This window comes from Streptomyces sp. NPDC051563, assembly GCF_044454225.1.
Taxonomy (GTDB): domain Bacteria; phylum Actinomycetota; class Actinomycetes; order Streptomycetales; family Streptomycetaceae; genus Streptomyces.
This window is the reverse complement of record NZ_JBITDL010000030.1, coordinates 13,787-36,534: the sequence shown is the minus strand read 5'-3', so window position 1 is coordinate 36,534 and position 22,748 is coordinate 13,787. Positions and strand designations below refer to the sequence as shown.

Annotated in this window: 19 protein-coding genes; 16 read left to right on the top strand and 3 right to left on the bottom strand. The window is 73.2% G+C overall.

All coding sequences use genetic code 11. From position 1 onward, the window contains the following. Positions 1 to 115: 115 nt before the first annotated feature. The 5 genes from ACIA8F_RS30140 (at position 116) to ACIA8F_RS30120 (ending at position 7,078) form a co-directional block, all read left to right on the top strand. Positions 116 to 1,147, top strand: coding sequence for an NlpC/P60 family protein (locus tag ACIA8F_RS30140; RefSeq protein ID WP_399383488.1), 1,032 nt, complete (start codon positions 116 to 118; stop codon positions 1,145 to 1,147). A 318-nt stretch (positions 1,148 to 1,465) separates the two neighbouring features. After that, entirely contained in the window at positions 1,466 to 2,518 is a 1,053-nt protein-coding gene (locus ACIA8F_RS30135) for an NlpC/P60 family protein (RefSeq protein ID WP_399383487.1), read from the top strand. Between the two features lie 24 nt (positions 2,519 to 2,542). After that, entirely contained in the window at positions 2,543 to 3,736 is a 1,194-nt protein-coding gene (locus tag ACIA8F_RS30130) for a hypothetical protein (protein ID WP_399383486.1), read from the top strand. A gap of 355 nt (positions 3,737 to 4,091) precedes the next feature. Next, positions 4,092 to 5,234: a glycosyltransferase family 4 protein gene (locus ACIA8F_RS30125; protein ID WP_399383485.1), complete on the top strand. Its 1,143-nt coding sequence runs from the start codon at positions 4,092 to 4,094 to the stop codon at positions 5,232 to 5,234. A gap of 227 nt (positions 5,235 to 5,461) precedes the next feature. Further along, on the top strand, positions 5,462 to 7,078 hold the full coding sequence (locus ACIA8F_RS30120) for a GMC oxidoreductase (RefSeq protein WP_399383483.1): 1,617 nt from the start codon (positions 5,462 to 5,464) through the stop codon (positions 7,076 to 7,078). A 33-nt stretch (positions 7,079 to 7,111) separates the two neighbouring features. Here the strand turns inward: ACIA8F_RS30120 and ACIA8F_RS30115 are convergent, their stop codons facing one another. Continuing rightward, complete coding sequence (locus tag ACIA8F_RS30115; protein WP_399383482.1) at positions 7,112 to 8,908, bottom strand: AMP-dependent synthetase/ligase; 1,797 nt, start codon at positions 8,906 to 8,908, stop codon at positions 7,112 to 7,114. A 240-nt stretch (positions 8,909 to 9,148) separates the two neighbouring features. Here ACIA8F_RS30115 and ACIA8F_RS30110 point away from each other — a divergent pair, with 240 nt between their 5' ends. From ACIA8F_RS30110 to ACIA8F_RS30085, 6 genes are all read left to right on the top strand, one after another. Continuing rightward, a complete protein-coding gene (locus tag ACIA8F_RS30110; RefSeq protein WP_399383480.1) occupies positions 9,149 to 9,931 on the top strand; it encodes a metallophosphoesterase in 783 nt (260 codons plus the stop codon). A gap of 82 nt (positions 9,932 to 10,013) precedes the next feature. Then, on the top strand, positions 10,014 to 10,469 hold the full coding sequence (locus ACIA8F_RS30105) for an SRPBCC family protein (RefSeq protein WP_399383479.1): 456 nt from the start codon (positions 10,014 to 10,016) through the stop codon (positions 10,467 to 10,469). 1,050 nt (positions 10,470 to 11,519) lie between these two features. After that, positions 11,520 to 12,668, top strand: coding sequence for an ArsA family ATPase (locus tag ACIA8F_RS30100; protein WP_399383478.1), 1,149 nt, complete (start codon positions 11,520 to 11,522; stop codon positions 12,666 to 12,668). 124 nt (positions 12,669 to 12,792) lie between these two features. Further along, the gene (locus ACIA8F_RS30095; protein ID WP_399383476.1) at positions 12,793 to 13,338 is read left to right on the top strand and encodes a DUF5304 domain-containing protein; all 546 of its coding nucleotides are present in this window, start codon (positions 12,793 to 12,795) and stop codon (positions 13,336 to 13,338) included. Between the two features lie 61 nt (positions 13,339 to 13,399). Continuing rightward, positions 13,400 to 14,341 (top strand): ROK family glucokinase, encoded by a 942-nt coding sequence (locus ACIA8F_RS30090; protein WP_383957068.1) that lies wholly within the window; start codon positions 13,400 to 13,402, stop codon positions 14,339 to 14,341. Positions 14,342 to 14,410: 69 nt separating this feature from the next. Then, positions 14,411 to 15,166: an endonuclease/exonuclease/phosphatase family protein gene (locus ACIA8F_RS30085; protein ID WP_399383474.1), complete on the top strand. Its 756-nt coding sequence runs from the start codon at positions 14,411 to 14,413 to the stop codon at positions 15,164 to 15,166. Positions 15,167 to 15,991: 825 nt separating this feature from the next. On the opposite strand, the gene ACIA8F_RS30080 is transcribed toward ACIA8F_RS30085, so the two are convergent. Both ACIA8F_RS30080 and ACIA8F_RS30075 read right to left on the bottom strand, forming a co-directional pair. Continuing rightward, positions 15,992 to 16,594 (bottom strand): hypothetical protein, encoded by a 603-nt coding sequence (locus ACIA8F_RS30080; RefSeq protein WP_399383473.1) that lies wholly within the window; start codon positions 16,592 to 16,594, stop codon positions 15,992 to 15,994. Continuing rightward, positions 16,587 to 17,366: an alpha/beta hydrolase gene (locus ACIA8F_RS30075; protein ID WP_399383472.1), complete on the bottom strand. Its 780-nt coding sequence runs from the start codon at positions 17,364 to 17,366 to the stop codon at positions 16,587 to 16,589. Before ACIA8F_RS30075 ends, ACIA8F_RS30080 begins: the two co-directional genes overlap by 8 nt. 163 nt (positions 17,367 to 17,529) lie before the next feature. On the opposite strand from ACIA8F_RS30075, the gene ACIA8F_RS30070 reads away from it, so the two are divergent. The 5 genes from ACIA8F_RS30070 (at position 17,530) to ACIA8F_RS30050 (ending at position 22,636) form a co-directional block, all read left to right on the top strand. Continuing rightward, the gene (locus ACIA8F_RS30070; RefSeq protein WP_399383581.1) at positions 17,530 to 18,312 is read left to right on the top strand and encodes a 1-acyl-sn-glycerol-3-phosphate acyltransferase; all 783 of its coding nucleotides are present in this window, start codon (positions 17,530 to 17,532) and stop codon (positions 18,310 to 18,312) included. Between the two features lie 38 nt (positions 18,313 to 18,350). Continuing rightward, positions 18,351 to 19,559 (top strand): MacS family sensor histidine kinase, encoded by a 1,209-nt coding sequence (macS, locus tag ACIA8F_RS30065; protein WP_399383471.1) that lies wholly within the window; start codon positions 18,351 to 18,353, stop codon positions 19,557 to 19,559. Between the two features lie 104 nt (positions 19,560 to 19,663). After that, positions 19,664 to 20,308, top strand: coding sequence for a response regulator transcription factor (locus ACIA8F_RS30060; RefSeq protein ID WP_250743819.1), 645 nt, complete (start codon positions 19,664 to 19,666; stop codon positions 20,306 to 20,308). A 194-nt stretch (positions 20,309 to 20,502) separates the two neighbouring features. Continuing rightward, positions 20,503 to 21,531: a 6-phosphofructokinase gene (locus ACIA8F_RS30055; protein WP_399383580.1), complete on the top strand. Its 1,029-nt coding sequence runs from the start codon at positions 20,503 to 20,505 to the stop codon at positions 21,529 to 21,531. A 106-nt stretch (positions 21,532 to 21,637) separates the two neighbouring features. Beyond that, a complete protein-coding gene (locus tag ACIA8F_RS30050; protein ID WP_399383469.1) occupies positions 21,638 to 22,636 on the top strand; it encodes a 2-hydroxyacid dehydrogenase in 999 nt (332 codons plus the stop codon). Positions 22,637 to 22,748 lie beyond the last annotated feature (112 nt).

Genomic DNA, 22,748 nt, shown 5'->3' with positions numbered 1-22,748 from the left:
AGGGTCACTAGGGTCAGTCAAACCTTCGTGCGGTAGTTCACTCATTCGGGGTGACAGCGAAGGTGTCGCCGAGCTTGCGTTCTTCGGCGGCTCTAGGAAGAAGGAGCTCGCCTTCGTGGCGTCCCACCGTCGACCCAAGCAGCCGACCCGCATGCGCACGACCGTGCTCGGCGTCACCGCGGCAGCCGCCGTGGTCCTCTCGGGGCAGGCCGCCAACGCCGCCCCCGCCAAGCCCAGCAAGGACGAGGTCAAGGCCAAGGTCGACGCCCTCTACGAAGAGGCGGAGCAGGCCACCGAGAAGTTCAACGGGGCCAAGGAGCGCCAGGACAAGCTCGAAACCGAGATCGGGCAGCTCCAGGACCAGGTCGCCCGCGGCCAGGAGGACCTCAACGCGCTGCGCGGCACCCTCGGTTCGATGGCCAGCGCCCAGTACCGCAGCGGCGGCATCGACCAGTCCCTCGCGCTCTTCCTCTCGGCCGACCCGGACAGCTACCTCGACAAGGCCTCCACCCTGGAGCAGCTGAGCGGTCAGCAGGTCGAAGCGGTCCAGAAGATCCAGGCCAAGCAGCGCACCCTCGCGCAGCAGCGCCAGGAGGCCGCGGGCAAGCTCACCGACCTCGACGCCACCCGCAAGGAGCTCGGCGAGAAGAAGAAGGTTTCCTCGGACAAGCTCGCCGAGGCCCAGGCCCTCCTCAACTCGCTGACCGCCCAGGAACGGTCGCAGATCAAGGAAGAGGACTCCCGGGCCAGCCGCGGCGCCGACGGCCGCGCCCCCGACCTGGGCAACGTCAAGCCCTCCGGCCGGGCCGGTGCCGCTCTCGCGGCCGCCCAGACCAAGATCGGCAGCGCGTACATCTCCGGGCACGAAGGCCCCAACTCGTTCGACTGCTCGGGTCTGACCCAGTGGGCGTACAAGCAGGCCGGCGTGAACATATCCCGCGTCACGTACACCCAGGCCAACGACGGCACCCGGATCGGCAAGAGCCAGCTCCAGCCCGGCGACCTGGTGCTCTTCTACGGCGACCTGCACCACATCGGCCTGTACGCCGGCAACAACATGGTGCTGCACGCCTCGAACCCGCGCGGCGGCGTCAAGTACGAATCCATCAACAACATGCCGTTCCAGTTCGGCGTCCGCATCGGCTGACGCCCCGGGCGTGCGTCCCCCGGGCCGCGTGCCCCGGGTCCGCTGTCCGCTCCCTCCGGGCGGGCCCCGCCCGCCTGGCTCCGCGTCCCGTCAGGACGCGCCGCACACCGCCCATCCGGGCGAATTCCGAGGCCCCGCTCTGACCACACGCCCCGCCGGTGACCTGCGTCTCCGACGGGGCGTCACTGTGCGTGCCCGCCGGAGGTCGTTGGCCGGTGCCCTCCCGCGCGGCTACTGTCTGCCAGCGCGGAACCCCGGCACACGGCCGTCCACGGAGGGCGGACCCGGGTCCCGCCCAGCAGGAGGGAGCGGTTTCACGTGGCGTCCCATCGCCGGTCCGGGCCCAGCGCCCTCGACCGGAACACCAAGGTCACCGTCCTCACCGCCGCCGCGGCGGGAGCAGCGGCCCTCATGTCGGCCGCACCCGCCGGCGCGGCCCCCGGCCTCCCACAGGAGCCCGCCGCCGGCTCCCGCGCCCAGGTCGACCAGCTCTTCGAAGAGGCCGAGCAGGCCACCGAACGCTTCAACCAGGCGGGCGAGCGCGCCGGCCGGCTCCGCGCCGAAGTCGCCCGCGTCCAGGACGCGGTGGCCCGCGGGCAGGACCGCATCAACACCATGCGCGGGGTGCTCGGCGCCTACGCCGGAGCCCAGTACCGGGCCGGCGGCATCGACCCGGCCGTCGAGCTGATGCTCTCCGACGACCCGGACGACTACCTCGCCAAGGCCGCCGCCCTCGACCGGCTGTCCGGCCGGCAGGCCCGGCAGCTCGACGAACTGCGCTCCGAACAGCGCCGCCTCGGCCAGGAACGCCAGGAAGCCTCCCGCAAGCTCTCCGAACTCGACGCCCTGCGCTCGGAGGTGGCGAAGGAGAAGCGGGCCGTCACCGCCAAACTGGCCGCCGCCCGCCGGCTGCTGAACGCCATGCCCACGCAGGAGCGCGCCGACTTCGACCGGGCCTCGCGCTCCGGCGGCCGCCCCGACGCCCTGCCCGAGCTCCCCGACGCCGCCGCCTCCGGGCCCTCGTCCGGGCGCGCCATGACCGCCGTGATGGCGGCCCGGTCCGCCGTCGGGCGGCCCTACGTCTGGGGATCCACCGGCCCCTCCGGCTTCGACTGCTCCGGGCTCATGGTGTGGTCGTACCGGCAGGCGGGCGTCTCCCTGCCGCGCACCTCGCAGGCGCAGCGGCACGCCGGACGGCGGGTCCCGCTGTCGGAGGCGCGCCCGGGGGACCTGGTGACGTACCGCTCGGACGCCAGCCACGTCGGCATGTACGTGGGCAACGGCCAGGTGGTGCACGCCCCGTACCCGGGGGCCCGGGTCCGCTACGACCCGGTCGGGATGATGCCCGTCTCCTCGGTGACCCGCCCCTAGTACCGCGCTGCGTACGATCGGGTGATGCTCCCGGTCCCTGGCCGTCCCCCTGGCCGTCCGCCGTACCGGCGCCCGCGCGCACTGGCGCTGGTGCTGCTCTGCCTGCTGCTGCTCGGGGTGCCGCTCACCGGGTGCGGTTCGGGGTCTCCCGCCGGTACCGGTACCGGGGCGCCCTCGGCTTCTGCGGAACCCGCCGAACGGGACGTCCGGCGGGCCGTCGCCGCCTGGTCGGCGGCCCCGCCCGCGGCCCTCGCGGCGATCCCGCTGGAGGGATGGTCGTACGAGGTCACCACGGTCCGCGTGGACGGCGTACGGGCCTTCGTCCGCGCCGAGCTGCGCTACCGGCTCACCGGCTACGACGCCGCCCCGGCCGGCTCCGCACGCGAGGTGGAACTCGCCCACGAGGGCGGCTCCTGGGCGGTGACCGCCGACCGGCCCGCCCCCGGAGCCCTGCCGCAGCTGTGGGACCAGGGCCCGGTGTCCGTGGCGCGCGGGACGCACGCCCTGGTGCTCGGCGGCGCCGGACAGGACTCGGCCTCCCTCTCCGCGATCGCCGCCGAGGCGGACGAGGCCGTGCCCGCGGCGAGCGCGGCCTGGCCGCGGCCATGGGCGGGCCGGGTGGTGGTGCTGGTGCCCGGCTCGCTCGACGCGATGGCGGCGCTGCTGGGGCGGCCCGCGGAGGAGTACCGCGGCCTGGGCGCCGTCACCACGGGGCGGACCGGGGCGGGCCCCGCCCCCGCCGACCGGGTCGTGGTGAACCCGGAGGGGTACGGGCAGCTCACGGCGGAGGGCCGCCAGGTGATCCTGACCCACGAGACCACCCACGTGGCGACCCGGGCCGCGACCACGTCCCGTACCCCGCTCTGGCTCTCCGAGGGCTTCGCGGACTGGGCCGCCTACCGCGAGAGCGACCGCACCCCGGCCGAAGTCGCCCCGTCCCTCGCCCGCGCGGTGCGGCGGGGCGACCTGCCGGCGGACCTCCCCGGGGCCGGGGCCTTCGCCTTCGGCGGGGACGCGGACGCGCTGGCGCGGGCCTACGAGGGCTCCTGGCTGGCCTGCCGCCTCATCGCCCGCCGCTGGGGCGAGGCGGCCCTGATCTCCCTCTACGAGAGGGCGGGCCGGGACTCCCTTCCTGCCGCGGTGCAGGACGCACTGGGGACGGACCCGGGCGGGCTGACCCGGGCTTGGAAAGAGGACCTGGCGCGGGAGTTCCGCTAGGCGGGCGGGCACTGGCGGGCCTGCCCCGCCGGGGAGCTTCGGGTGGGGCCCGCGCCGGGGGCCACGAGCGGCTCGGCGTGGATCGCATCCGGCCGGCCCGTGCGGCCCGGCCCGGGCAGATCCGGCCTCGCCGGCACTTGGGGACTGACGCCGGCCAAATCCAGCCCCTCCGGCGTTTGAGGAGCGGGGTCTGGGGCGGAGCCCCAGGGGCCTCCGGCGCAGCCCGGGTTCCCCGCGGCCCCGGCCGCACCCGCGCGCAGCCCCGTACGCCGGTCAGAGCCCCGCAGGGCACCGCCCCGCCGGGGCACCGGGCCCGCGGGGCCCGGCCGCGGGCCTCCGGTAGGGTCGGCAGGCGATGGACAAGACGCTGATCGTGACCAACGACTTCCCGCCGCGGCAGGGGGGCATCCAGGCCTTCCTGCACAACATGGCGCTCCGCCTGGACCCCGACCGGGTCGTGGTCTACGCCTCCACCTGGAAGCACTCCGCCGAGGCCCGCGCCGCCACCGCCGCCTTCGACGCGGAGCAGCCCTTCCAGGTGGTCCGCGACCGGACGACCATGCTGCTGCCGACCCCGCGGGTCACCCGCCGGGCCGTGGGCCTGCTGCGCGAACACGGCTGCTCGTCGGTGTGGTTCGGCGCGGCGGCCCCGCTGGGCCTGATGGGCCCCGCCCTGCGCCGGGCCGGCGCGCGCCGGATCGTGGCGACCACGCACGGGCACGAGGCGGGCTGGGCGCAGCTGCCGGCGGCGCGGCAGCTGCTGAGGCGGATCGGCGAGGGCACCGACACCATGACCTACCTGGGGGAGTACACGCGTTCGCGGATCGCCTCCGCCCTGACGGACCGGGCGGCCGCGCGGATGGTGCAACTCCCGCCGGGGGTGGACGAGAAGACCTTCCACCCGGCGTCGGGCGGCGCGGAGGTCCGGGCGCGGCTGGGCCTGACGGACCGGCCGGTGGTGGTCTGCGTCTCGCGGCTCGTCCCCCGCAAGGGACAGGACACCCTGATCGAGGCGATGCCGCGGATCCTGGCCGCCCTGCCGGACGCCGTCCTGCTGATCGTCGGCGGCGGCCCGTACGAGGCCTACCTGCGGGCCCTGGCCGCCTCGACCGGGGTCGCCGGGTCCGTCGTGTTCACGGGCGCGGTCCCGTGGTCCGAACTGCCCGCCCACTACGGGGCCGGGGACGTCTTCGCGATGCCCTGCCGGACCCGGCGCGGCGGGCTCGACGTGGAGGGTCTGGGCATCGTCTACCTGGAGGCGTCCGCCACGGGCCTGCCGGTGATCGCCGGCGACTCCGGCGGCGCCCCGGACGCCGTACTGGACGGGGAGACGGGCTGGGTGGTCCGCGGCGGCGCCCCGGCCGAGACCGCGGACCGGGTCGTCACCCTGCTCGGGGACCCGGCCCTGCGCGCCCGCATGGGCGAGCGGGGCCGCGCCTGGGTCGAGGAGAAGTGGCGCTGGGACCTGCTGGCGGAGCGCCTGCGCGAGCTGCTGTAGGGCACGTTCCGGGCCCGGCGCCCGGCATCCCCCCTCCGTACGCAGGGGATCCCTTTTCCGTACGGAGGGCGGATTATCGCGCCCGGGGAGCCGATCGCGGGCGGAGTTGATCAAACTCCGCGGGACGGGGCGGGGCCCGCCTACGGTCGAGCCATGTCTGACTGTTACTCAGAAGCGTGTCTGTGCGGGTTATGGCCGGTTGAGCGGAATCCGCTCATGATGCGGCCATGACACCAAACCTGACACGTCGTCATGTTCTCGGTCTCGGCGCCCTGCAGACCGCAGCGGCCCTCGGCTTCACCCGGATCGGCCTGCAGTCCGCCGCCGCCGCCGAGCCGGCGGCCGCCACGTACGCCCCGGCCATCGTCGTCGGCTCCGGCTACGGATCCGCCGTCGCCGCGCTCCGCCTCGGGCAGGCCGGGGTGCGGACCGTCGTCCTGGAGATGGGCCGGCTCTGGGACACCCCCGGAGCCGACGGGAAGATCTTCCCCTCCACCTCCGCCCCCGACCAGCGCTCGATGTGGTTCCGCAACCGCACCGAGGCCCCGCTCGCCCAGTTCCTCTGGCTGGACGTGGTCAACCGCAACATCAGCCCGTACCCCGGGGTCCTGGACCGGGTGAACTACGGGGACATGTCGGTGTACGTGGGCCGCGGCGTCGGCGGCGGCTCCCTGGTCAACGGCGGCATGGCGCCCACGCCCAAGCGCTCGTACTTCACCGAGATCCTGCCCCGGGTGGACGCCGACGAGATGTACGGCACCTACTACCCGCGGGCCCGCGCCATGCTCGGGGTCAACGACATCGACCCGGCCTGGTTCGAGTCCACCGAGTGGTACCGCTTCGCCCGGATCTCCCGCAAGCACGCCCAGAACACCGGACTGAAGACCACCTTCGTCCCCAACGTCTACGACTTCGCGTACATGAAGCGCGAGGCCGCCGGGACCGCCACCAAGTCCGCGCTCGCCGGAGAGGTCATCTACGGCAACAACCACGGCAAGAAGAGCGTCGACAAGACCTACCTCGCCGCCGCCCTCGGCACCGGGAACGTCACCATCGAGACCATGCAGCGGGTGGTCGGCGTACGGCAGGACCCGGCCGGCGGGTACGTGCTCACCGTGCAGACCAGCGACCTCACCGGCCGCGTCACCCAGGTCCGTGAACTGGGCTGCAAGCAGCTCTTCCTCGGCGCCGGCAGCCTCGGCACCACCGAGATCCTGCTGCGCGCCCGCGAAACCGGCACCCTGCCCGCCCTGAACGACAAGGTCGGCCTCGGCTGGGGCCACAACGGCAACGTCATGACCGCCCGCGCCAACCACCTCTGGGACACGGTCGGCGCCAACCAGGCCACCATGCCCGCCCTCGGCATCGACGACTGGGACAACGCCTCGAACCCGGTCTTCGCCGAGATCGCCCCGCTCCCCATGGGGTTCGAGCACTGGATCTCGATGTACCTGGCCATCACCAAGAACCCGGAGCGCGGGCACTTCACCTACGACGCCGCCAGCGACTCGGCGAAGCTCCAGTGGACCCGGGACCAGAACACCCCGTCCGTCCAGGCCGCCAAGCGGCTCTTCGACCGGATCAACCGGGCCAACTTCACCATCTACCGCTACGACCTGTTCGGCGACAACAAGAACTTCGCCGACAACTTCACCTACCACCCGCTGGGCGGCTGCGTCCTCGGGGACGCGACCGACGACTTCGGCCGGGTCAAGGGCTATCAGGGCCTCTACGTCACCGACAGCTCGCTGATCCCCGGATCGCTCGGCGTGAACCCCTTCGTGACCGTCACCGCCCTCGCGGAACGGAACATGGCGCGGGTGCTCGCCGAGGATGCCCGGTAGTCCCCGTAGTCCCGGTAGCCCCGGTAGTCGGCGCTAGCCCCGGTAGAGGGCTTCGATCTCGTCCGCGAAGTCCTTCGCCACCACATTCCGCTTCAGCTTCAGCGAAGGGGTGATGTGCCCGGACTCCTCCGTGAACTGGGAGGGCAGAATGCGGAATTTCCGCACCGATTCCGCCTTGGAAACCGCCGCGTTGCCGTCGTCCACCGCCTTCTGGACGGCGGCGACCAGATCGGCGTCCTCGCGCAGCTGGGCCGCCGTGGAACCGGCCGGCTTGCCGTTCTCCGCGGCCCACCGGCCCAGGAACTCCTCGTCGAGGGTGACCAGCGCGGCCACGAACGGCCGCGCGTCACCGACCACCATGCACTCCGCGACCAGCGCGTGCGCCCGGATCCGGTCCTCGATCACCGCGGGGGCGACGTTCTTGCCGCCCGCCGTGACGATGAGCTCCTTCTTGCGCCCGGTGATCGCCAGGTAGCCGTCCTCGTCGAGCGTGCCGACGTCGCCGGTGTGGAACCAGCCGTCGGTCAGCGCGTCGGCGGTGGCCGTCGGGTTGTTCCAGTACTCCTTGAAGATGTGCTCGCCGTGCAGGAGCACCTCGCCGTCGTCGGCGATGCGCACCACGGAGCCGGGGAGCGGCTGGCCGACCGTACCGATCTTCGTCTTGTCCCACGGGTTGAAGGCCGTGGCCGCGCAGGACTCGGTCAGCCCGTAGCCCTCCAGCACCGTGAAGCCGATGCCGCGGAAGAAGTGGCCGAGCCGCTCGCCCAGCGGGGCCCCGCCGGAGATCGCGTACTCGCCGCGCCCGCCGAGCACCGTGTGGAGCTTGCTGTAGACCAGCTTCGAGAAGAGCTTGTGCTTCAGTCGGAGCTTGAGGGACGGCCCGCCCGGCAGGTCCAGGGCGCGGCTGTACGCGATCGCCGTCTCGGCCGCCGCGTCGAAGATCTTGCCCTTGCCGTCGGCCTGCGCCTTGGCGCGCGCCGAGTTGTAGACCTTCTCGAAGACGCGCGGCACGCCGAGGATCAGCGTGGGGCGGAAGGACTGCAGCTCGTCGGTGAGGTTCTTGATGTCCGGTACGCAGCCCAGCCGGATCGGCGCCAGTACCGCCGCCACCTCCACCAGGCGGCCGAACACGTGCGCGGCCGGCAGGAAGAGCAGCACGGAGCACTCGCCGGTCCGGAAGAGCGGGTGCAGCCGGGCCACGATGTTCCCGACCTCGGCGAAGAAGCTGCGGTGGGTCAGCACGCAGCCCTTGGGGCGGCCGGTGGTACCGGAGGTGTAGACGATGGTGGCCGGGTCGTCGGCGCCCGCCAGCGCGCTGCGCGCGTCCAGCTCGGCGTCGGAGATCCCCGCGCCGGCCGCGGCCAGCGTCTCCATCGCGCCCTGCTCGATCTCCCAGACCTCGCGCAGCTCCGGCAGCCGGTCGCGCAGGGCGGCCACGGCCGCCGCGTGCCCGGGGGACTCCACGACGACGGCGACGGCGCCGGAGTCGCCGAGGATCCACTGGATCTGCTCGGGGGAGCTGGTCTCGTACACGGGGACCGTGACGGCGCCCGCGCTCCAGATCGCGAAGTCGATCAGCACCCACTCGTAGCGGGTGCGGGAGATCAGGGCGACCCGGTCACCGGGCTGGATGCCGGCGGCGATCAGGCCCTTCGCCGCGGCGCGGACCTCGGCGAGGAACTCGGTCGCGGTGACGTCCTGCCACGCGCCGCCGACCTTGCGGGCCATGACGGCGGTGTCGGGATGCTGAGCGGCGTTGCGGCGGATGAGATCCGTCAGGTTCCCGTCCGACGGGACCTCGTACAGGGCCGGAAGGCTGAACTCGCGCAAGACTGCTGCTCCTCTGGGCGCCATCGCCACCATGTGGACCGACGCGACGTTACCCACCGGTAGGGGGTTCCGGATAGAGGGAACCGGCCAGATGTTCCCTGCGTCACATGTCGCGGCCGTGTCCTGCCGACATTAGTCGACCCGCTTTGCGACTCGGAAGTAACCGCAGGTCCGGCCGCCTGAGCCGATTCCCTCCCCGCAACGCCCCGGCGCGCCTAGGGTGGCCGCATGGGTGGCTCTATGGGTGGCACTAAGAACCGGACACGGATCCACGTCGTCAGCGACGTCCACGGCAACACCGAAGCCCTGGCGCGGGCCGGGGACGGCGCCGACGCGCTGATCTGCCTCGGCGACCTCGTCCTCTTCCTCGACTACGCCGACCACTCGCGCGGCATCTTCCCCGACCTCTTCGGCGTCGAGAACGCCGACCACATCGTGGCGCTGCGCACCGCCCGCCGGTTCGAGGAGGCCCGGGAGTTCGCCCGCGGCCTGTGGGCCGGGCGGGACCGGGAACGCCTCGTCGAGGGCGCGGTCCGGCGCCAGTACGCCGAGATGTTCGCCGCCTTCCCCCGGCCCACCTACGCCACGTACGGCAACGTCGACATCCCCGGGCTCTGGCCCGAGTACGCCGGCCCCGGCCTCACCGTGCTCGACGGCCAGCGGGCCGAGATCGGCGGCCGGGTCTTCGGCTTCGTCGGCGGCGGCCTGCCCTCCCCGATGCGCACGCCCTACGAGGTCCCCGAAGAGGAGTACGCGGCCAAGGTGGAGGCGCTCGGCGACGTCGACGTCCTGTGCTCGCACATCCCGCCCGAGGTGCCCGAGCTCTGCTACGACACGGTGGCCCGGCGCTTCGAACGGGGCAGCGGCGCGCTCCTCGCCGCGATCCGCCGGATGCGGCCCCGCTACGCCCTCTTCGGCCACGTCCACCAGCCGCTCGCCCGGCGGATGCGCATCGGCGCCACCGAGTGCGTGAACGTCGGGCACTTCGCCGCCACCGGAAGGCCCTGGGCCCTGGAGTGGTGAGGTCATGACGCGCGATAGCCTTCACGCGGCGGCCCAGGCCGTCCGCACACTTCCTCGAACTCCCCCCGGAGGAGCGACCGCGATGGCGGAACACACCAGCTCGAGCATCACGATCGAGGCGGCCCCGGCCGACGTCATGGCCGTGATCGCCGACTTCGCGCGCTACCCGGAATGGACCGGCGAGGTGAAGGAGGCCGAGGTACTGGCCACGGACGACGCCGGCCGGGCCTCGCTCGTCCGGCTGCTGCTGGACGCGGGCGCGATCAAGGACGACCACACGCTGGCCTACACCTGGCCGGCGCCGAACACGGTCAGCTGGACGCTGGACAAGTCCCAGATGCTGCGGCAGCTCGACGGGTCCTACCAGCTGGCGGCCGTCGCGGGCGGTACGAGCACCGAGGTGACCTACTCCCTCACGGTGGACGTCAAGATCCCGATGCTCGGCATGATCAAGCGCAAGGCGGAGAAGGTCATCATCGACCGCGCGCTGGCGGGCCTGAAGAAGCGCGTGGAAAGCCACCCCGCGGCCTCCTCCTGACGCGCACCTTCTTAACGCTCCGCTCGCACCGCTCGGCCCTGGCGGGCCTCACCGGCTTCGCGCCGCTGCGCCGGACTCCGTCCGGCGGTGGCCGGTCGGGGCTGCTGCCAGGGCCGTCCCGGCGGGGGGTCCGGTGGGCGGGTGCGGCTGGGTGGGCCCTGCGGGGCAAGGTCCCCTACCCGCCCTTCGCCCGTTCCCCGGGCTGCGCCCGGACCCTTGCCGGGTGCGGCCCCGTTGCCGGGGGCCAGCCCCCGGACCCCCGCTCCTCAAACGCCGGGGGGGGGGGCTGGATTTTCCAGCTACCCGCCCTTCGCCCGTTCCCGGGCTCCGCCCCGGACCCGTTGCCGGGTGCGGCGCCGTTGCCGGGGGCCGGCCCCCGGGCCCCCGCTCCTCAAACGCCGGAGGGGCTGGATTTTCCAGCCCCTCCGGCGTTCAGGTGCGGGCCGAGGCTGCCAAATCCTCCTGCTCCAGGGTTCAGGTGCGGCCGGCCACATCCAGCCTCGCCGGCGTTTGAGGCGCGGGGTCTGGGGCGGAGCCCCAGGAGGGCTCAGGGCGCAGCCCTGCACCCCGCTGTCAGCCCGTCCGGCACTGGAGGGCCGGGGTCCGGGCAGAGCCCGGGCCATTCCCCAGCCCCGCCGGGGCTTGAGGCGCGGGCCCAGCGGGGTCAGGACAGCCCGGAGGGCACACTCGGCCCGCCGGCGTTTGAGGCGCAGGGTCCGGTCACGCTCGCGGACCCACCCAGCCTCGGGACACTCCCAGCCTCGCCGGCGTTTGAGGCGCGGGTCCGGGCGGAGCCCGGGGAACGGTGGAAGGGTGGGTAGGGGAACTCCGCCCCGCGCAGCGGCACCCCGCAGCCAGGCCGCGCATCTATCGGCCCGGCGCCCGCCGCAGGACCAGGACGGAGGCTCCGGGAACGGGGCCAGGGCCAAGGCCGGGAACGGGGCCAGGGCCTGGGCCCCGGACGGGTGGGGTGTCGGGGCGTGGCAGGCTGGCGGGGTCGGTCGGGGTTCGGTGGGGAATGGGCCCGGCGCACGCGGAGCTAGGAGCAGCATGCACACCCTTCTCGTCACCGGCCCCGGCGGCGCCGGCCGGAGCACCGTCGCGGCGGCCACCGCACTCGCCGCGGCCCGGCAGGGCCACCGCGTGCTCCTGCTCACCGCCGGCCCCGCCGCCCCGCCCGTGGGCGCGGAGGGCACGCTCAGGGTGGCCCGCGTCGACTCCGGCGAGGAGTTCCGGCGCGAGCTCGTCGCGCTCCAGGAGCGCGGCTCCGCGGTGCTCGGGATGCTCGGCGCACGCCCCCTGCACGCCGACGAGATCACCGAACTGCCCGGCGCCGAACAGTTCGCCCTGCTCCGCGCCCTGCGGCGGGCCGCGGACGAGCCCGGCACCGACCTGCTGGTGGTGGACCTGCCGCCGCTGCACCAGGCGATCACCACCCTCGCCCTCCCCGCCCAGCTCCGCCGCTACCTCGCCCGGCTGCTCCCCGCGGAGCGCCAGGCGGCCCGCGCCCTGCGCCCCGTACTGGCCCAGCTCGCCGGCGTCCCGATGCCCGCGCAGTGGCTGTACGAGGCCGCCGCCCGCTGGGACGAGGACCTGGCGGCCGTACAGGACGTCCTGGAGGCCCCCACCACCTCCGTACGGCTGGTCGCGGAGCCGGGGCCGGCCGCCGACGCCGCGCTGCGCCTGGGCGGGCTCGGGCTCGCCCTGTACCGGCTGCCCGTCTCCGCGCTCGTCGCGAACCGGATGCTGCCCGCCGGTTCCGCCGACCCGTGGCTGGCGGGGCTCGCCGCCCAGCAGGAGAAGTACGCCGCCCAGTGGGCCGGGGACGACAGAATCCCGGTGCTCCCCGTACCCCACCTGGGCCGGGACCCGCACGGCCCCGAGGATCTGGCGGAGCTGGCCCCGGCCCCCGCCCCGGCGACCGCGCCCCGCCCGGCCTGGACCGTCGAGGACCGGATCGCCGAGGACGGGGTGCTGCACTGGCGGGTCCCGCTGCCCCGAGCGGAGAAGAGCGAGCTCGGGCTGGTCCGGCGCGGGGACGAGCTGCTGCTCACGGTGGGCCCGTACCGCAGGATCGTTCCGCTGCCCGCCGCGCTGCGCCGCTGCACCGTCTCCGGCGCCGCCCTCGCCGATGGCGAGCTCCGCATCCGCTTCACCCCGGACCCGGACCTGTGGCCCCGGAGCGGCGCGAAGGCGTAGCCGCCGGTCCCGCCCGGGGGCCCCGCGGGCCTGGGGGGCGTACCGCCGTTCGGGTACGGTCGTAGGGAGCAGCAGTCAGGAATCCGTACCGCCCGCACGCCCGCCGCCGCCGCAGGAGTCCGCCATGAGCGAGGCCACCGACCGCCCCACCGATCCCTCCTCCGGGGACGACGCCTGGGCCGAGGCCTGCGCCGAGGACCTCGCCGCCGAGCGGGAGCGCCGCAGGTCCGAGCAGGGCGCCTCCGCGGGCGCCGGTACCGGGACCGCCGCCGAGGAGCTGTTCAGGCTTTTCGAGGCCGTCGCCGACAAGGTGTCCGACAAGGTGTCCGCGCTGAACAACCCGCTGTTCGGCGTCGCCGCGCAGGGCGCCGTACGGCAGTTCGTCAACCAGGCGAAGACCGCGGCCAAACCCGTCGTCGAGCGCAATCCCGAGGTCTTCGACCACCTCGCGGCGGCCGGCTCGGAGCTGCTCGCCGCCTACCGTTCGGCCGTCGAGGGCCACGAGCGCCGCTGGACGCGCGACGAACCGGCCCCCGGACGCGGGAGCGGACCCGCCGGGAACGCAGCAGGAAACGCCACCGCACACGATGCCGGAAATGCCGCCGGGAACGCGAAGGACCCCCGTGACGAGGGCGACGACGGTCCGACCGAGCGGATCGATCTCGACTGAACCCCCTCCTCCCTCGGGTACGGTTGACAGCGGCGGGGTTTGACCGGAAACCGAGGGACTAATGGGACTCACCATCGGCGTCGACATCGGCGGCACGAAGATCGCGGCCGGCGTGGTCGACGAAGACGGCACCATCCTTGAGACGTACAAGGTGCCCACGCCGCCGACCCCGGACGGGGTGACGGACGCGATCTGCGCCGCCGTCTCCGAGGTCAGCGCCAGCCACACCATCGACGCGGTCGGCATCGGTGCCGCCGGATACGTCGACGACAAGCGCGCGACCGTACTCTTCGCGCCGAACATCAACTGGCGGCACGAGCCGCTGAAGGACAAGGTCGAGCAGCGCATCGGCCTGCCCGTGGTCGTCGAGAACGACGCCAACTGCGCCGCCTGGGGCGAATACCGCTTCGGCGCCGGCCAGGGCCACGAGGACGTCATCTGCATCACGCTCGGCACGGGCCTGGGCGGCGGCATCATCATCGGCAACAAGCTCCGGCGCGGACGCTTCGGCGTGGCCGCCGAGTTCGGCCACATCCGGGTGGTCCCCGACGGCCTGCTGTGCGGCTGCGGAAGCCAGGGCTGCTGGGAGCAGTACGCCTCCGGGCGGGCGCTCGTCCGGTACGCCAAGCAGCGCGCCAACGCCACCCCCGAGAACGCGAAGGCGCTCCTCGCCCTCGGCGACGGCACCCCCGAGGGCATCGAGGGCAAGCACATCAGCGAGGCGGCCCGGGCCGGCGACCTGGTGGCCATCGACTCCTTCCGCGAACTGGCCCGTTGGGCGGGCGCCGGCCTCGCGGACCTGGCCTCGCTCTTCGACCCGTCGGCGTTCATCGTCGGCGGCGGCGTCTCGGACGAGGGCGACCTGGTCCTCGACCCGATCCGCAAGTCGTTCAAGCGCTGGCTGATCGGCGGCGCGTGGCGGCCGCACGCCCAGGTGCTCGCCGCCCAGCTGGGCGGCAAGGCCGGACTGGTCGGCGCGGCGGACCTGGCCCGCCAGGGCTGACACCCCCATCGGAGAACTGCCCGCCGCGCCCCCTGGGGTGCGGCGGGCAGTCTCGTTATGTTGCCGGGTATGGATCTCACCGAGCTGCCGAACTCCCGTACCGAAGCCGACGGTTCCGCCGTGATCCGGGTGCTCTCCTACAACGTCCGCTCCCTGCGCGACGACGAGGACGCGCTGGCCAGGGTCATCCGCGCGTGCGCACCCGACCTGGTGTGCGTCCAGGAGGCGCCGCGGTTCTTCCGCTGGCGCAAGCACGCGGCGCGGCTGGCCTCGAAGTGCGACCTGGTCGTCCTGTCGGGCGGCGCGACGGCCGCGGGGCCGCTGCTCCTGTGCTCGCTACGGGCCTTCGTGGAGCGGACCGAGGACATACTGCTGCCACTGACCCCGGGCCGCCACCGGCGCGGCTTCGCCACGGCCGTCGTACGGCTCGGCGGGGTACGGGTCGGGGTGCTCAGCGCACACCTGTCGCTCGACGGCCCCGAGCGGCTGGTCCAGTCCGAGCTGCTCCTGGAACAGCTCGCCGGGATGGACGTGCCGTACGCGATCGCCGCGGGGGACATCAACGAGGGGCCGACCGGGCCCGCCTTCCGCCGGCTGGCGGGGGCGCTCCAGGACTGCCGGGCGGTGGCGCCGTGGGGTGGGGAGCACACGTGGGTGCGGTCTTCGCCGCCGCGGCGGATCGACGCGGTCTTCGCCAGTGCGGGGGTGGAGGTGCTCGCCTGCGGTGTCCCCGCGGGGCTCCCGGGAGTCACCTCCCAGGACCTGACCCACGCCACGGACCACCTACCGGTCCTGGCCACCCTCCGACTGCCGAACCCCTTTTGACGCGCCGCGCCCCCCCTTGACGCGCCGCTCGCACCGCTGCGCGGGCTTCGCTTCGCTGCGCCGGACTCCGTCCGGCGGTGGCGGGTCGGGGTTGCGGCCGCGGCCGTCCTGGCGGGGGGTCCGGTGGGCGGGTGCGGCTGGGTGTGCCCTGCGGGGCAAGGTCCCCTACCCGCCCTTCGCCCGTTCCCCGGGCTCCGCCCGGACCCGTTTCCGGGGGCCAGCCCCCGGGCCCCCGCTCCTCAAACGCCGGAGGGGCTGAGTTTGGCCGGCGTCCGGCTGGATGTGCGCGGGGCGGGCTGGTTTGCCGCGCAGCGGCACAATCCAGCCCCTCCGGCGTTTGAGGAGCGGGGTCTGGGGCGGAGCCCCAGGGGGTCCGGGCGCAGCCCGGGGCCCCTTCCCAGCCGGTCCGGCGTTCGAGGACCGGGGCCCGGGCAGCGCCCGGGGCACCCTCAGCCTCGCCGGCGTTTGAGGCGCGGGGTCTGGGGCGGAGCCCCAGGGGGTCCGGGCGCAGCCCGGGGCCCCTCTCAGCCCGTCCGGCGTTTGAGGACCGGGACCCGGGCAGCGCCCGGGGACCCTCCCAGCCTCGCCGGCGTTTGAGGCGCGGGTCCGGGCAGCGCCCGGGGAACGGTGGAAGGGCGGGTAGGGGACCTTTGCCCCGCGCAGCGGCAAAGGGTGCTGCGGGGACTGCGCCCCGCACGGCCCCGGCCAGGCCGTACCCGCCCACCGGGCCCGCTACGGGACGGCGGTGGCGGGCATGCCGATCGGCCGCCGCCGGACAAAGTCGGGCACGGCGGCGCGAAGTCCGCGCGGCGGCACGGGCGGAGGTCAGACGACCGCGCCCCGACCGGGGTCGTCGTCCTCGTCCTCGTCCGTGGACATCCGCGCGACCAGGGTCGCGAAGCCCCCCAGGAAGCCCCCGACGCCCAGCGTCGTCAGCCACCAGGTCATCTCCCACTGGAGCAGCACCGCCAGGAGCAGCAGGACGGGCCCGCCCACCACTGCCAGCCAGGCGAACTTCGACGTCGCGTCCGCCTCCGGCAGCTCCGGCTCCGGGGGGACGAAGTGGCCCTCGTCCTTCGCCGCCTCGGGGGAGTCGTCGGGGTCGGCCAGGGAGTGGTCCCGCGGCCCCGGCCCGATCGCCCCGCCGCCCACGCCGGGGGCGAACACCACCGAGCTGCCCAGGGCCGCCGACGGCGGTTCCGTAGAAGCCGGGGAGGCTGGGCCCGCCGGGTCGGCCGGGGGCACCGGGCCCGTCGGGCCGGCCGGTTTCACGTCCTCCTCCGGCAGGAGGAGGTTCTCGATCGGCCGGAACGGTCTCGCGCCCGGCGGATCCGCGGGCTCCTGGCCGTAGCCGGCCACGATCGCCGCCCACGCCGCTTCCTCGTCCAGCGGGGGGACACCCCCGGAGGACTCCTCGTGCTCAGCCACCGCTGGCCGCCCCCTCCCTGCCCAAGCTCTCCGACAGCCGTCCGACGAACGCGTGGCTGTCCGCGAAGATCCGCTCCGCGTCATGGTCCAACGTCGCGACGTGGTAACTCTGTTCCAGCAGCGTCTCGGTGACGTCCGTCGAGGACACCCGCGCCAGGATCCGCGTCGAGTCCGTCGGCCGCACCACGTGGTCCTGCGGGCTGTGCAGGAGCAGCAGCGGCTGCGTCACCTGCGGCAGTTCGGTGTCCAGCATCTGCAGGAACTTCCGCAGCGAGTGCGCGGCCCGGGTCGGGACCCGGTCGTAGCCGACCTCTTCCGCGCCCGGCTTGGCGATGTCGCTCGCGATGCCCGGGGTGGACCGGATGAAGTGCTTGACCACCGGCAGGGCCACGGCCAGCGGGTCGTGGATCTTGTTGACCGGGTTGACGAGGACGATCCCGCTGATGCTGTCCCCGTGCTTGGCCGCGAGCCGCAGCGTCAGCGCGCCGCCCATCGACAGCCCGAAGACGAACACCTGGTCGCAGCTGTCGAGCAGCTCCCGCAGCGCGCGGTCCACCTCGGCGTACCAGTCCTGCCAGCCGGTGAGCTGCATGTCCTGCCAGCGCGTCCCGTGCCCGGGGAGCAGGGGCAGCGACACCGTCAGTCCCTGCGCGGCCAGATGCTCGGCCCAGGGCCGCATCGACTGGGGGGAACCGGTGAAGCCGTGGCAGAGGAGGACGCCGACCTTTCCGCCCTCGTGGCGGAACGGCTCGGCTCCAGGGAGGACGGGCACCAGGGTCTCCTTCGAGGGGGGCGTGGGGTGCGTAGCGCTGTGTGACTTCACCGTACGCGACCAGGGTGACACCGACCAGGGTCGTCGGACCGCTCCGGGCGCAGCCACGGGATAAGGTCTGTTCGACAGACACAGGAAGGCTTTCGAGTTGATCTACGGCGCAATGAAGTTCTCGATCGGCGGTTCTCTGAAGCTCGCCTTCAGGCCGTGGGTGGAGGGCCTCGAGAACATTCCCGCAGAGGGGCCGGCGATCCTCGCGAGCAACCACCTGTCCTTCTCCGACTCCTTCTTCCTCCCGGCCGTGCTGGACCGGAAGGTCACCTTCATCGCGAAGGCGGAGTACTTCACCTCCCCGGGTGTCAAGGGCAAGCTGACGGCCGCCTTCTTCAAGGGCGTCGGCCAGCTCCCGGTGGACCGTTCGGGTGCGCGCGGGGCCGGCGAGGCCGCCATCAAGAGCGGCATCGACGTCATCGAGCGCGGAGAGCTGTTCGGTATTTACCCCGAGGGGACGCGTTCACCCGACGGCCGCCTGTACCGCGGCAAGCCCGGCGGTCTGGCCAGGGTGGCGCTGGCCACCGGTGCGCCCGTGATCCCCGTAGCGATGATCGACACGGAGAAGATCCAGCCGCCCGGCAAGGTGATGCCCAAGCTGATGCGCCCGGGCATCCGGATCGGCAAGCCGTTGGACTTCAGCCGCTACCACGGCATGGAAGGGGACCGCTTCATCCTCCGCTCGGTGACCGACGAGGTCATGTACGAGATCATGAAGCTCTCCGGCCAGGAGTACGTCGACATCTACGCGACGGCCGCCAAGCGGCAGATCGCCGACGCGGAGAAGGCTGCCGCCAAGAGCGAGAAGGCCGAGCACGCGGAGAAGGCCGAGCACGCCGAGAAGGCCGAGAGCGCGGACAAGGCCGAACAGGCTGCCGCGGACAGCGACAAGTAGCAGCACACGGGCGGGACCGCCCGTACGGGGTGGGGGAGATGGCGAAGCGCGAGCGCGTCGTACGCATGTCGGTCGAGCAGCCGCTGTGGCGCGCCCTGACGGCCTACCGGCTGCTCACCATGGTCTACGCGGCCCTGCTGTTCGCCTCCGCCTACCAGAAGTTCGACCGCCCCTGGATCGCGGCCTCCTACCTCGCCTTCCTGGCGGGCTGGACCCTGGTCACGCTGCCCAAGGTGGCCAACGCCGCCAGTTGCACCAAGCGGTTCCTGTGCGCCGACCTCACCGTCGCCTGCGTCGGGATCCTGCTCACCCCGCTCGCCGACAGCCACGAGCGGGTCACCGGCGGCGGCCCCACGCTCCCTTCCATATGGACCGCGGGCGCGGTCCTCGCCTTCGCCATCAAGGGCGGCTGGCGCTGGGCCTGTTTCGCCTCCAGCTTCGTCGCCGCCGCCAACCTCGTGCAGCGCGGCGAGCCCACCCGGGACACCCTGCACAACGTGCTGCTGGTCTGGGTCGCCTCCATCGCCATCGGCTACGTCGTCGAGGTCGCCCGGGCCAGTGAGGCCACCCTCGCCCGCGCCCTGGAGATCGAGGCGGCCACCCGCGAGCGCGAACGCCTCGCCCGCGACATCCACGACGGGGTCCTCCAGGTCCTCGCCATGGTCCAGCGGCGAGGCACCGAACTGGGCGGGGAGGCCGCAGAGCTCGGGCGGATGGCGGGGGAGCAGGAGGTCGCGCTGCGCACCCTGGTCTCCAGCGGACTGGCGCGCCCCTCGCGGATCTCCCGCGACGAGGCGCTCGGCGCGATCGTGGCCGCCTTCGAGGTGGAGGAGCCCGGCGAGGAGGAGGGCGAGCTCGATCTGCGGGCCCTCCTCGCCCCGCACGCCGGCTCGCGGGTGAGCTTCGCCGAGCCGGGCACCCCGGTGCCGCTGCCGGTGCCCGCCGCGAGGGAGCTGGCCGCGGCGGTCGGAGCCGCCCTCGACAACGTGCGCAAGCACGCCGGCGAGGGGGCCAGCGCGTGGATCCTGGTCGAGGACTGGGGCAACGAGGTGATCGTGACCGTCCGCGACGACGGGCCGGGCATCCCGGCCGGCCGGCTCGACCAGGCCGAGGGCGAGGGCCGGATGGGAGTGGCCCTGTCCATCCGGGGCCGGCTCCGCGACCTCGGCGGCAGCGCCGAGCTGGTGTCCGTCCCGGGGCAGGGCACCGAAGTGGAACTGAAAGTACCGAGGGGGAGCACCAAGTGAACGAGTCGATCCAGGCGAGCGAGCCGAACGGCCGGAGCGAGTCGAACGGGCAGAGCGGCCAGAGCGGCCAGGCCGGCCAGAGCGGCCTCGGCGGCATCAAGGTCATGGTCGTCGACGACCACCCGATGTGGCGCGACGCGGTCGCCCGCGACCTGGCCGCCGCCGGCTTCGACCTGGTCGCCACCGCCGGCGACGGCCCCGAGGCCGTCCGCCGGGCCCGCGCCGCGGCCCCGCACGTCCTGGTCCTCGACCTCAACCTGCCCGGCATGCCCGGGGTCCAGGTCTGCAAGGAACTGGTCGGCGCGAACCCGGCGCTGCGGGTTCTCGTGCTCTCCGCGAGCGGCGAGCACGCCGACGTCCTGGAAGCGGTGAAGTCCGGCGCGACCGGCTACCTGCTGAAGTCCGCGGGCGCCCAGGAACTCATCGACGCCGTGCGCCGCACGGCGGCCGGCGACCCCGTCTTCACCCCGGGCCTGGCCGGCCTGGTCCTCGGCGAGTACCGGCGCCTCGCCACCGACCCGGCGCCCGCCGCCTCCGACGAGCCGAAGGCCCCGCAGCTCACCGACCGGGAGACCGAGGTGCTGCGGCTGGTGGCCAAGGGGCTCTCGTACAAGCAGATCGCGGAACGCCTGGTCATCTCCCACCGCACCGTGCAGAACCACGTGCAGAACACCCTGGGCAAGCTCCAGTTGCACAACCGGGTGGAGCTCGTCCGGTACGCGATAGAGCGGGGCCTCGACGACGCGTAGGGCGCGCACGGGGGTGCCCGCGCTCCGGAGCCACCCCTCGTACGAGTGAACGGGTGGATGCAACGCCCCGCAATTCCCCCGGAATTGACCCTTCCCGGCATCTTGCTGTGACCTGAGTCACCACTAGCGTGACCGTCATGCGGGCCCCGCGCCCTCAGCGGGCCCTGTGGCGAAGGGAAAATTCCATGAAGGCCATGAAGGTCGGAGTGCTGACGGGCGGCGGCGACTGCCCCGGGCTCAACGCGGTGATCCGCAGCGTCGTGCGCAAGGGCGTGCAGGAGTACGACTACGAGTTCATCGGATTCAAGGACGGCTGGCGCGGAACGGTCGAAGGACGCACCGTCCCGCTCGACATCCCCGCGGTCCGAGGGATCCTGCCGCGCGGCGGAACCATCCTCGGCTCCTCGCGCACCAACCCGTTCAAGCTGGACGACGGGGTCCGCCGGATCAAGGAGAACCTCGCCAAGTACGAGGTCGACGCCCTCGTCGCGATCGGCGGCGAGGACACCCTGGGCGTGGCCGCGAAGCTCTACGAGGAGTACGGCATCCCCTGCGTCGGGGTCCCGAAGACCATCGACAACGACCTGTCGGCCACCGACTACACCTTCGGCTTCGACACCGCGGTCGGCATCGCCACCGAGGCCATCGACCGGCTGCACACCACCGCCGAATCCCACATGCGGGTGCTCGTCGTCGAGGTGATGGGCCGGCACGCCGGGTGGATCGCCCTGCACTCGGGGCTCGCGGGCGGCGCCAACGTCATCCTCATCCCCGAGCAGCGCTTCGACGTGGACCAGGTCTGCGCCTGGGTGAACTCGCGGTTCAAGGCGAGCTACGCGCCGATCGTGTGCGTAGCCGAGGGGGCCATGCCCAAGGACGGCGACATGGTGCTGAAGGACGGGACGAAGGACTCCTTCGGTCACGTCCGGCTGTCCGGGGTCGGCGAGTGGCTGGCCAAGGAGATCGAGGCGCGGACCGGCAAGGAGGCCCGTACGACCGTACTCGGACACATCCAGCGGGGCGGCACCCCGAGCGCGTTCGACCGGTGGCTGGCCACCCGCTTCGGGCTGCACGCGATCGACGCGGTGCGCGACGGGGACTTCGGGAAGATGGTCGCCCTGAAGGGGACGGACATCGTGCGGGTGCCGATCGCCGAGGCGACGGCGAAGCTGAAGACGGTGGACCCGGCGCTGTACAAGGAGGCCGGGGTGTTCTTCGGCTGAGCCGCTGAGGTGCTGAGCCGCTGAGCCGCAGCGCGGGTGCGGGTCATGGGTCGTAAGGTGACAGACGACCCATGGTCCGATTATTTTCCGCAGTACGGGAGCGAACGTGGAAATCCTGGCATTCGGGGTGACGGCGGACGAGAAACCGCTCATCGAGAAGGCCTTCGCGGGCCAGCACGAGGTGCGCTGCCTGGACGTGTTCCTCAGTGAGGACACCGCCCCCATCGCGGCCGGGTACGAGATCGTCTCGTCGAGCGTCAACGCGGACCTGAACGGCCGGGTACTGCGGACCCTGGCGGCGGGCGGCACGAAGATGATCGCCCAGCGCTCCACCGGCTTCAACAACATCGACCTGGAGGTCGCGCGGCAGCTCGGCCTGACCGTCAGCCGGGTGTCGTACTACTCGCCCTACTCGGTGGCCGAGTTCGCGTGGACCCTGGCCATGGCCGTCAACCGGCGGATCGTCCGGGCCTCCAACCGCACCCGGGACTTCGACTTCCGGCTGAACGGCCTGATGGGCCGCGACATGCGGGGCCGCACGGTGGGCGTGCTCGGCACCGGCAAGATCGGGGAGGCGTTCACCCGGATCGCCCACGGCTTCGGGATGAACCTGCTCGGCTGGGACGTGGCGCAGAACCCGGCGTGCGTGGAGCTCGGCATGAAGTACGTGGACAAGGACGAACTGTTCGCCTCCTCGGACCTGATCAGCCTGCACGTGCCGCTGCTCGACTCCACGCACCACATCATCGGCGCCGAGGCGCTGAAGCTCATGAAGGACGACGCGATCCTCGTGAACTCCAGCCGCGGCGGGCTGGTCGACACGGACGCACTGGTCACGGAGCTCCGGTCGGGCCGCTTCGCGGGGGTGGGCCTGGACGTGTACGAGGCGGAGGCCGGCCTGTTCTTCCTGGACAAGTCCCTGGTGGTCGTCGAGGACGACACCCTGGCGCGGCTGATCACCTTCCCGAACGTGGTCGTCACCTCCCATCAGGCGTACTACACCCACGACGCGGTGGGCCAGATCATCGACACCACGGTCGCCAACGTCGCGGACTACCTGGCCGGCCGCCGCTCGGAGAACACCCTCGTACCTTCCCCTTCTTGACGCCCCCCTCGCACCGCTGCGCGGGCTTCGGGGCGCTGCGCCGGACTCCGTCCGGCGGGTGGCCCGCCGGGCCATGTCCACCCCCGCCGGCGTTCGAGGCGCGGGGTCCGGG

Bases quoted from the DNA above. Each gene is read 5' to 3' on its own strand.
- ACIA8F_RS30130 (WP_399383486.1), top strand. From the start codon at position 2,543: ATGCTCCCGGTCCCTGGCCGTCCCCCTGGCCGTCCGCCGTACCGGCGC.
- ACIA8F_RS30125 (WP_399383485.1), top strand. From the start codon at position 4,092: ATGGACAAGACGCTGATCGTGACCAACGACTTCCCGCCGCGGCAGGGG.
- ACIA8F_RS30120 (WP_399383483.1), top strand. From the start codon at position 5,462: ATGACACCAAACCTGACACGTCGTCATGTTCTCGGTCTCGGCGCCCTG.
- ACIA8F_RS30110 (WP_399383480.1), top strand. From the start codon at position 9,149: ATGGGTGGCACTAAGAACCGGACACGGATCCACGTCGTCAGCGACGTC.
- ACIA8F_RS30105 (WP_399383479.1), top strand. From the start codon at position 10,014: ATGGCGGAACACACCAGCTCGAGCATCACGATCGAGGCGGCCCCGGCC.
- ACIA8F_RS30100 (WP_399383478.1), top strand. From the start codon at position 11,520: ATGCACACCCTTCTCGTCACCGGCCCCGGCGGCGCCGGCCGGAGCACC.
- ACIA8F_RS30095 (WP_399383476.1), top strand. From the start codon at position 12,793: ATGAGCGAGGCCACCGACCGCCCCACCGATCCCTCCTCCGGGGACGAC.
- ACIA8F_RS30090 (WP_383957068.1), top strand. From the start codon at position 13,400: ATGGGACTCACCATCGGCGTCGACATCGGCGGCACGAAGATCGCGGCC.
- ACIA8F_RS30085 (WP_399383474.1), top strand. From the start codon at position 14,411: ATGGATCTCACCGAGCTGCCGAACTCCCGTACCGAAGCCGACGGTTCC.
- ACIA8F_RS30070 (WP_399383581.1), top strand. From the start codon at position 17,530: ATGAAGTTCTCGATCGGCGGTTCTCTGAAGCTCGCCTTCAGGCCGTGG.
- macS (WP_399383471.1), top strand. From the start codon at position 18,351: ATGGCGAAGCGCGAGCGCGTCGTACGCATGTCGGTCGAGCAGCCGCTG.
- ACIA8F_RS30060 (WP_250743819.1), top strand. From the start codon at position 19,664: ATGGTCGTCGACGACCACCCGATGTGGCGCGACGCGGTCGCCCGCGAC.
- ACIA8F_RS30055 (WP_399383580.1), top strand. From the start codon at position 20,503: ATGAAGGTCGGAGTGCTGACGGGCGGCGGCGACTGCCCCGGGCTCAAC.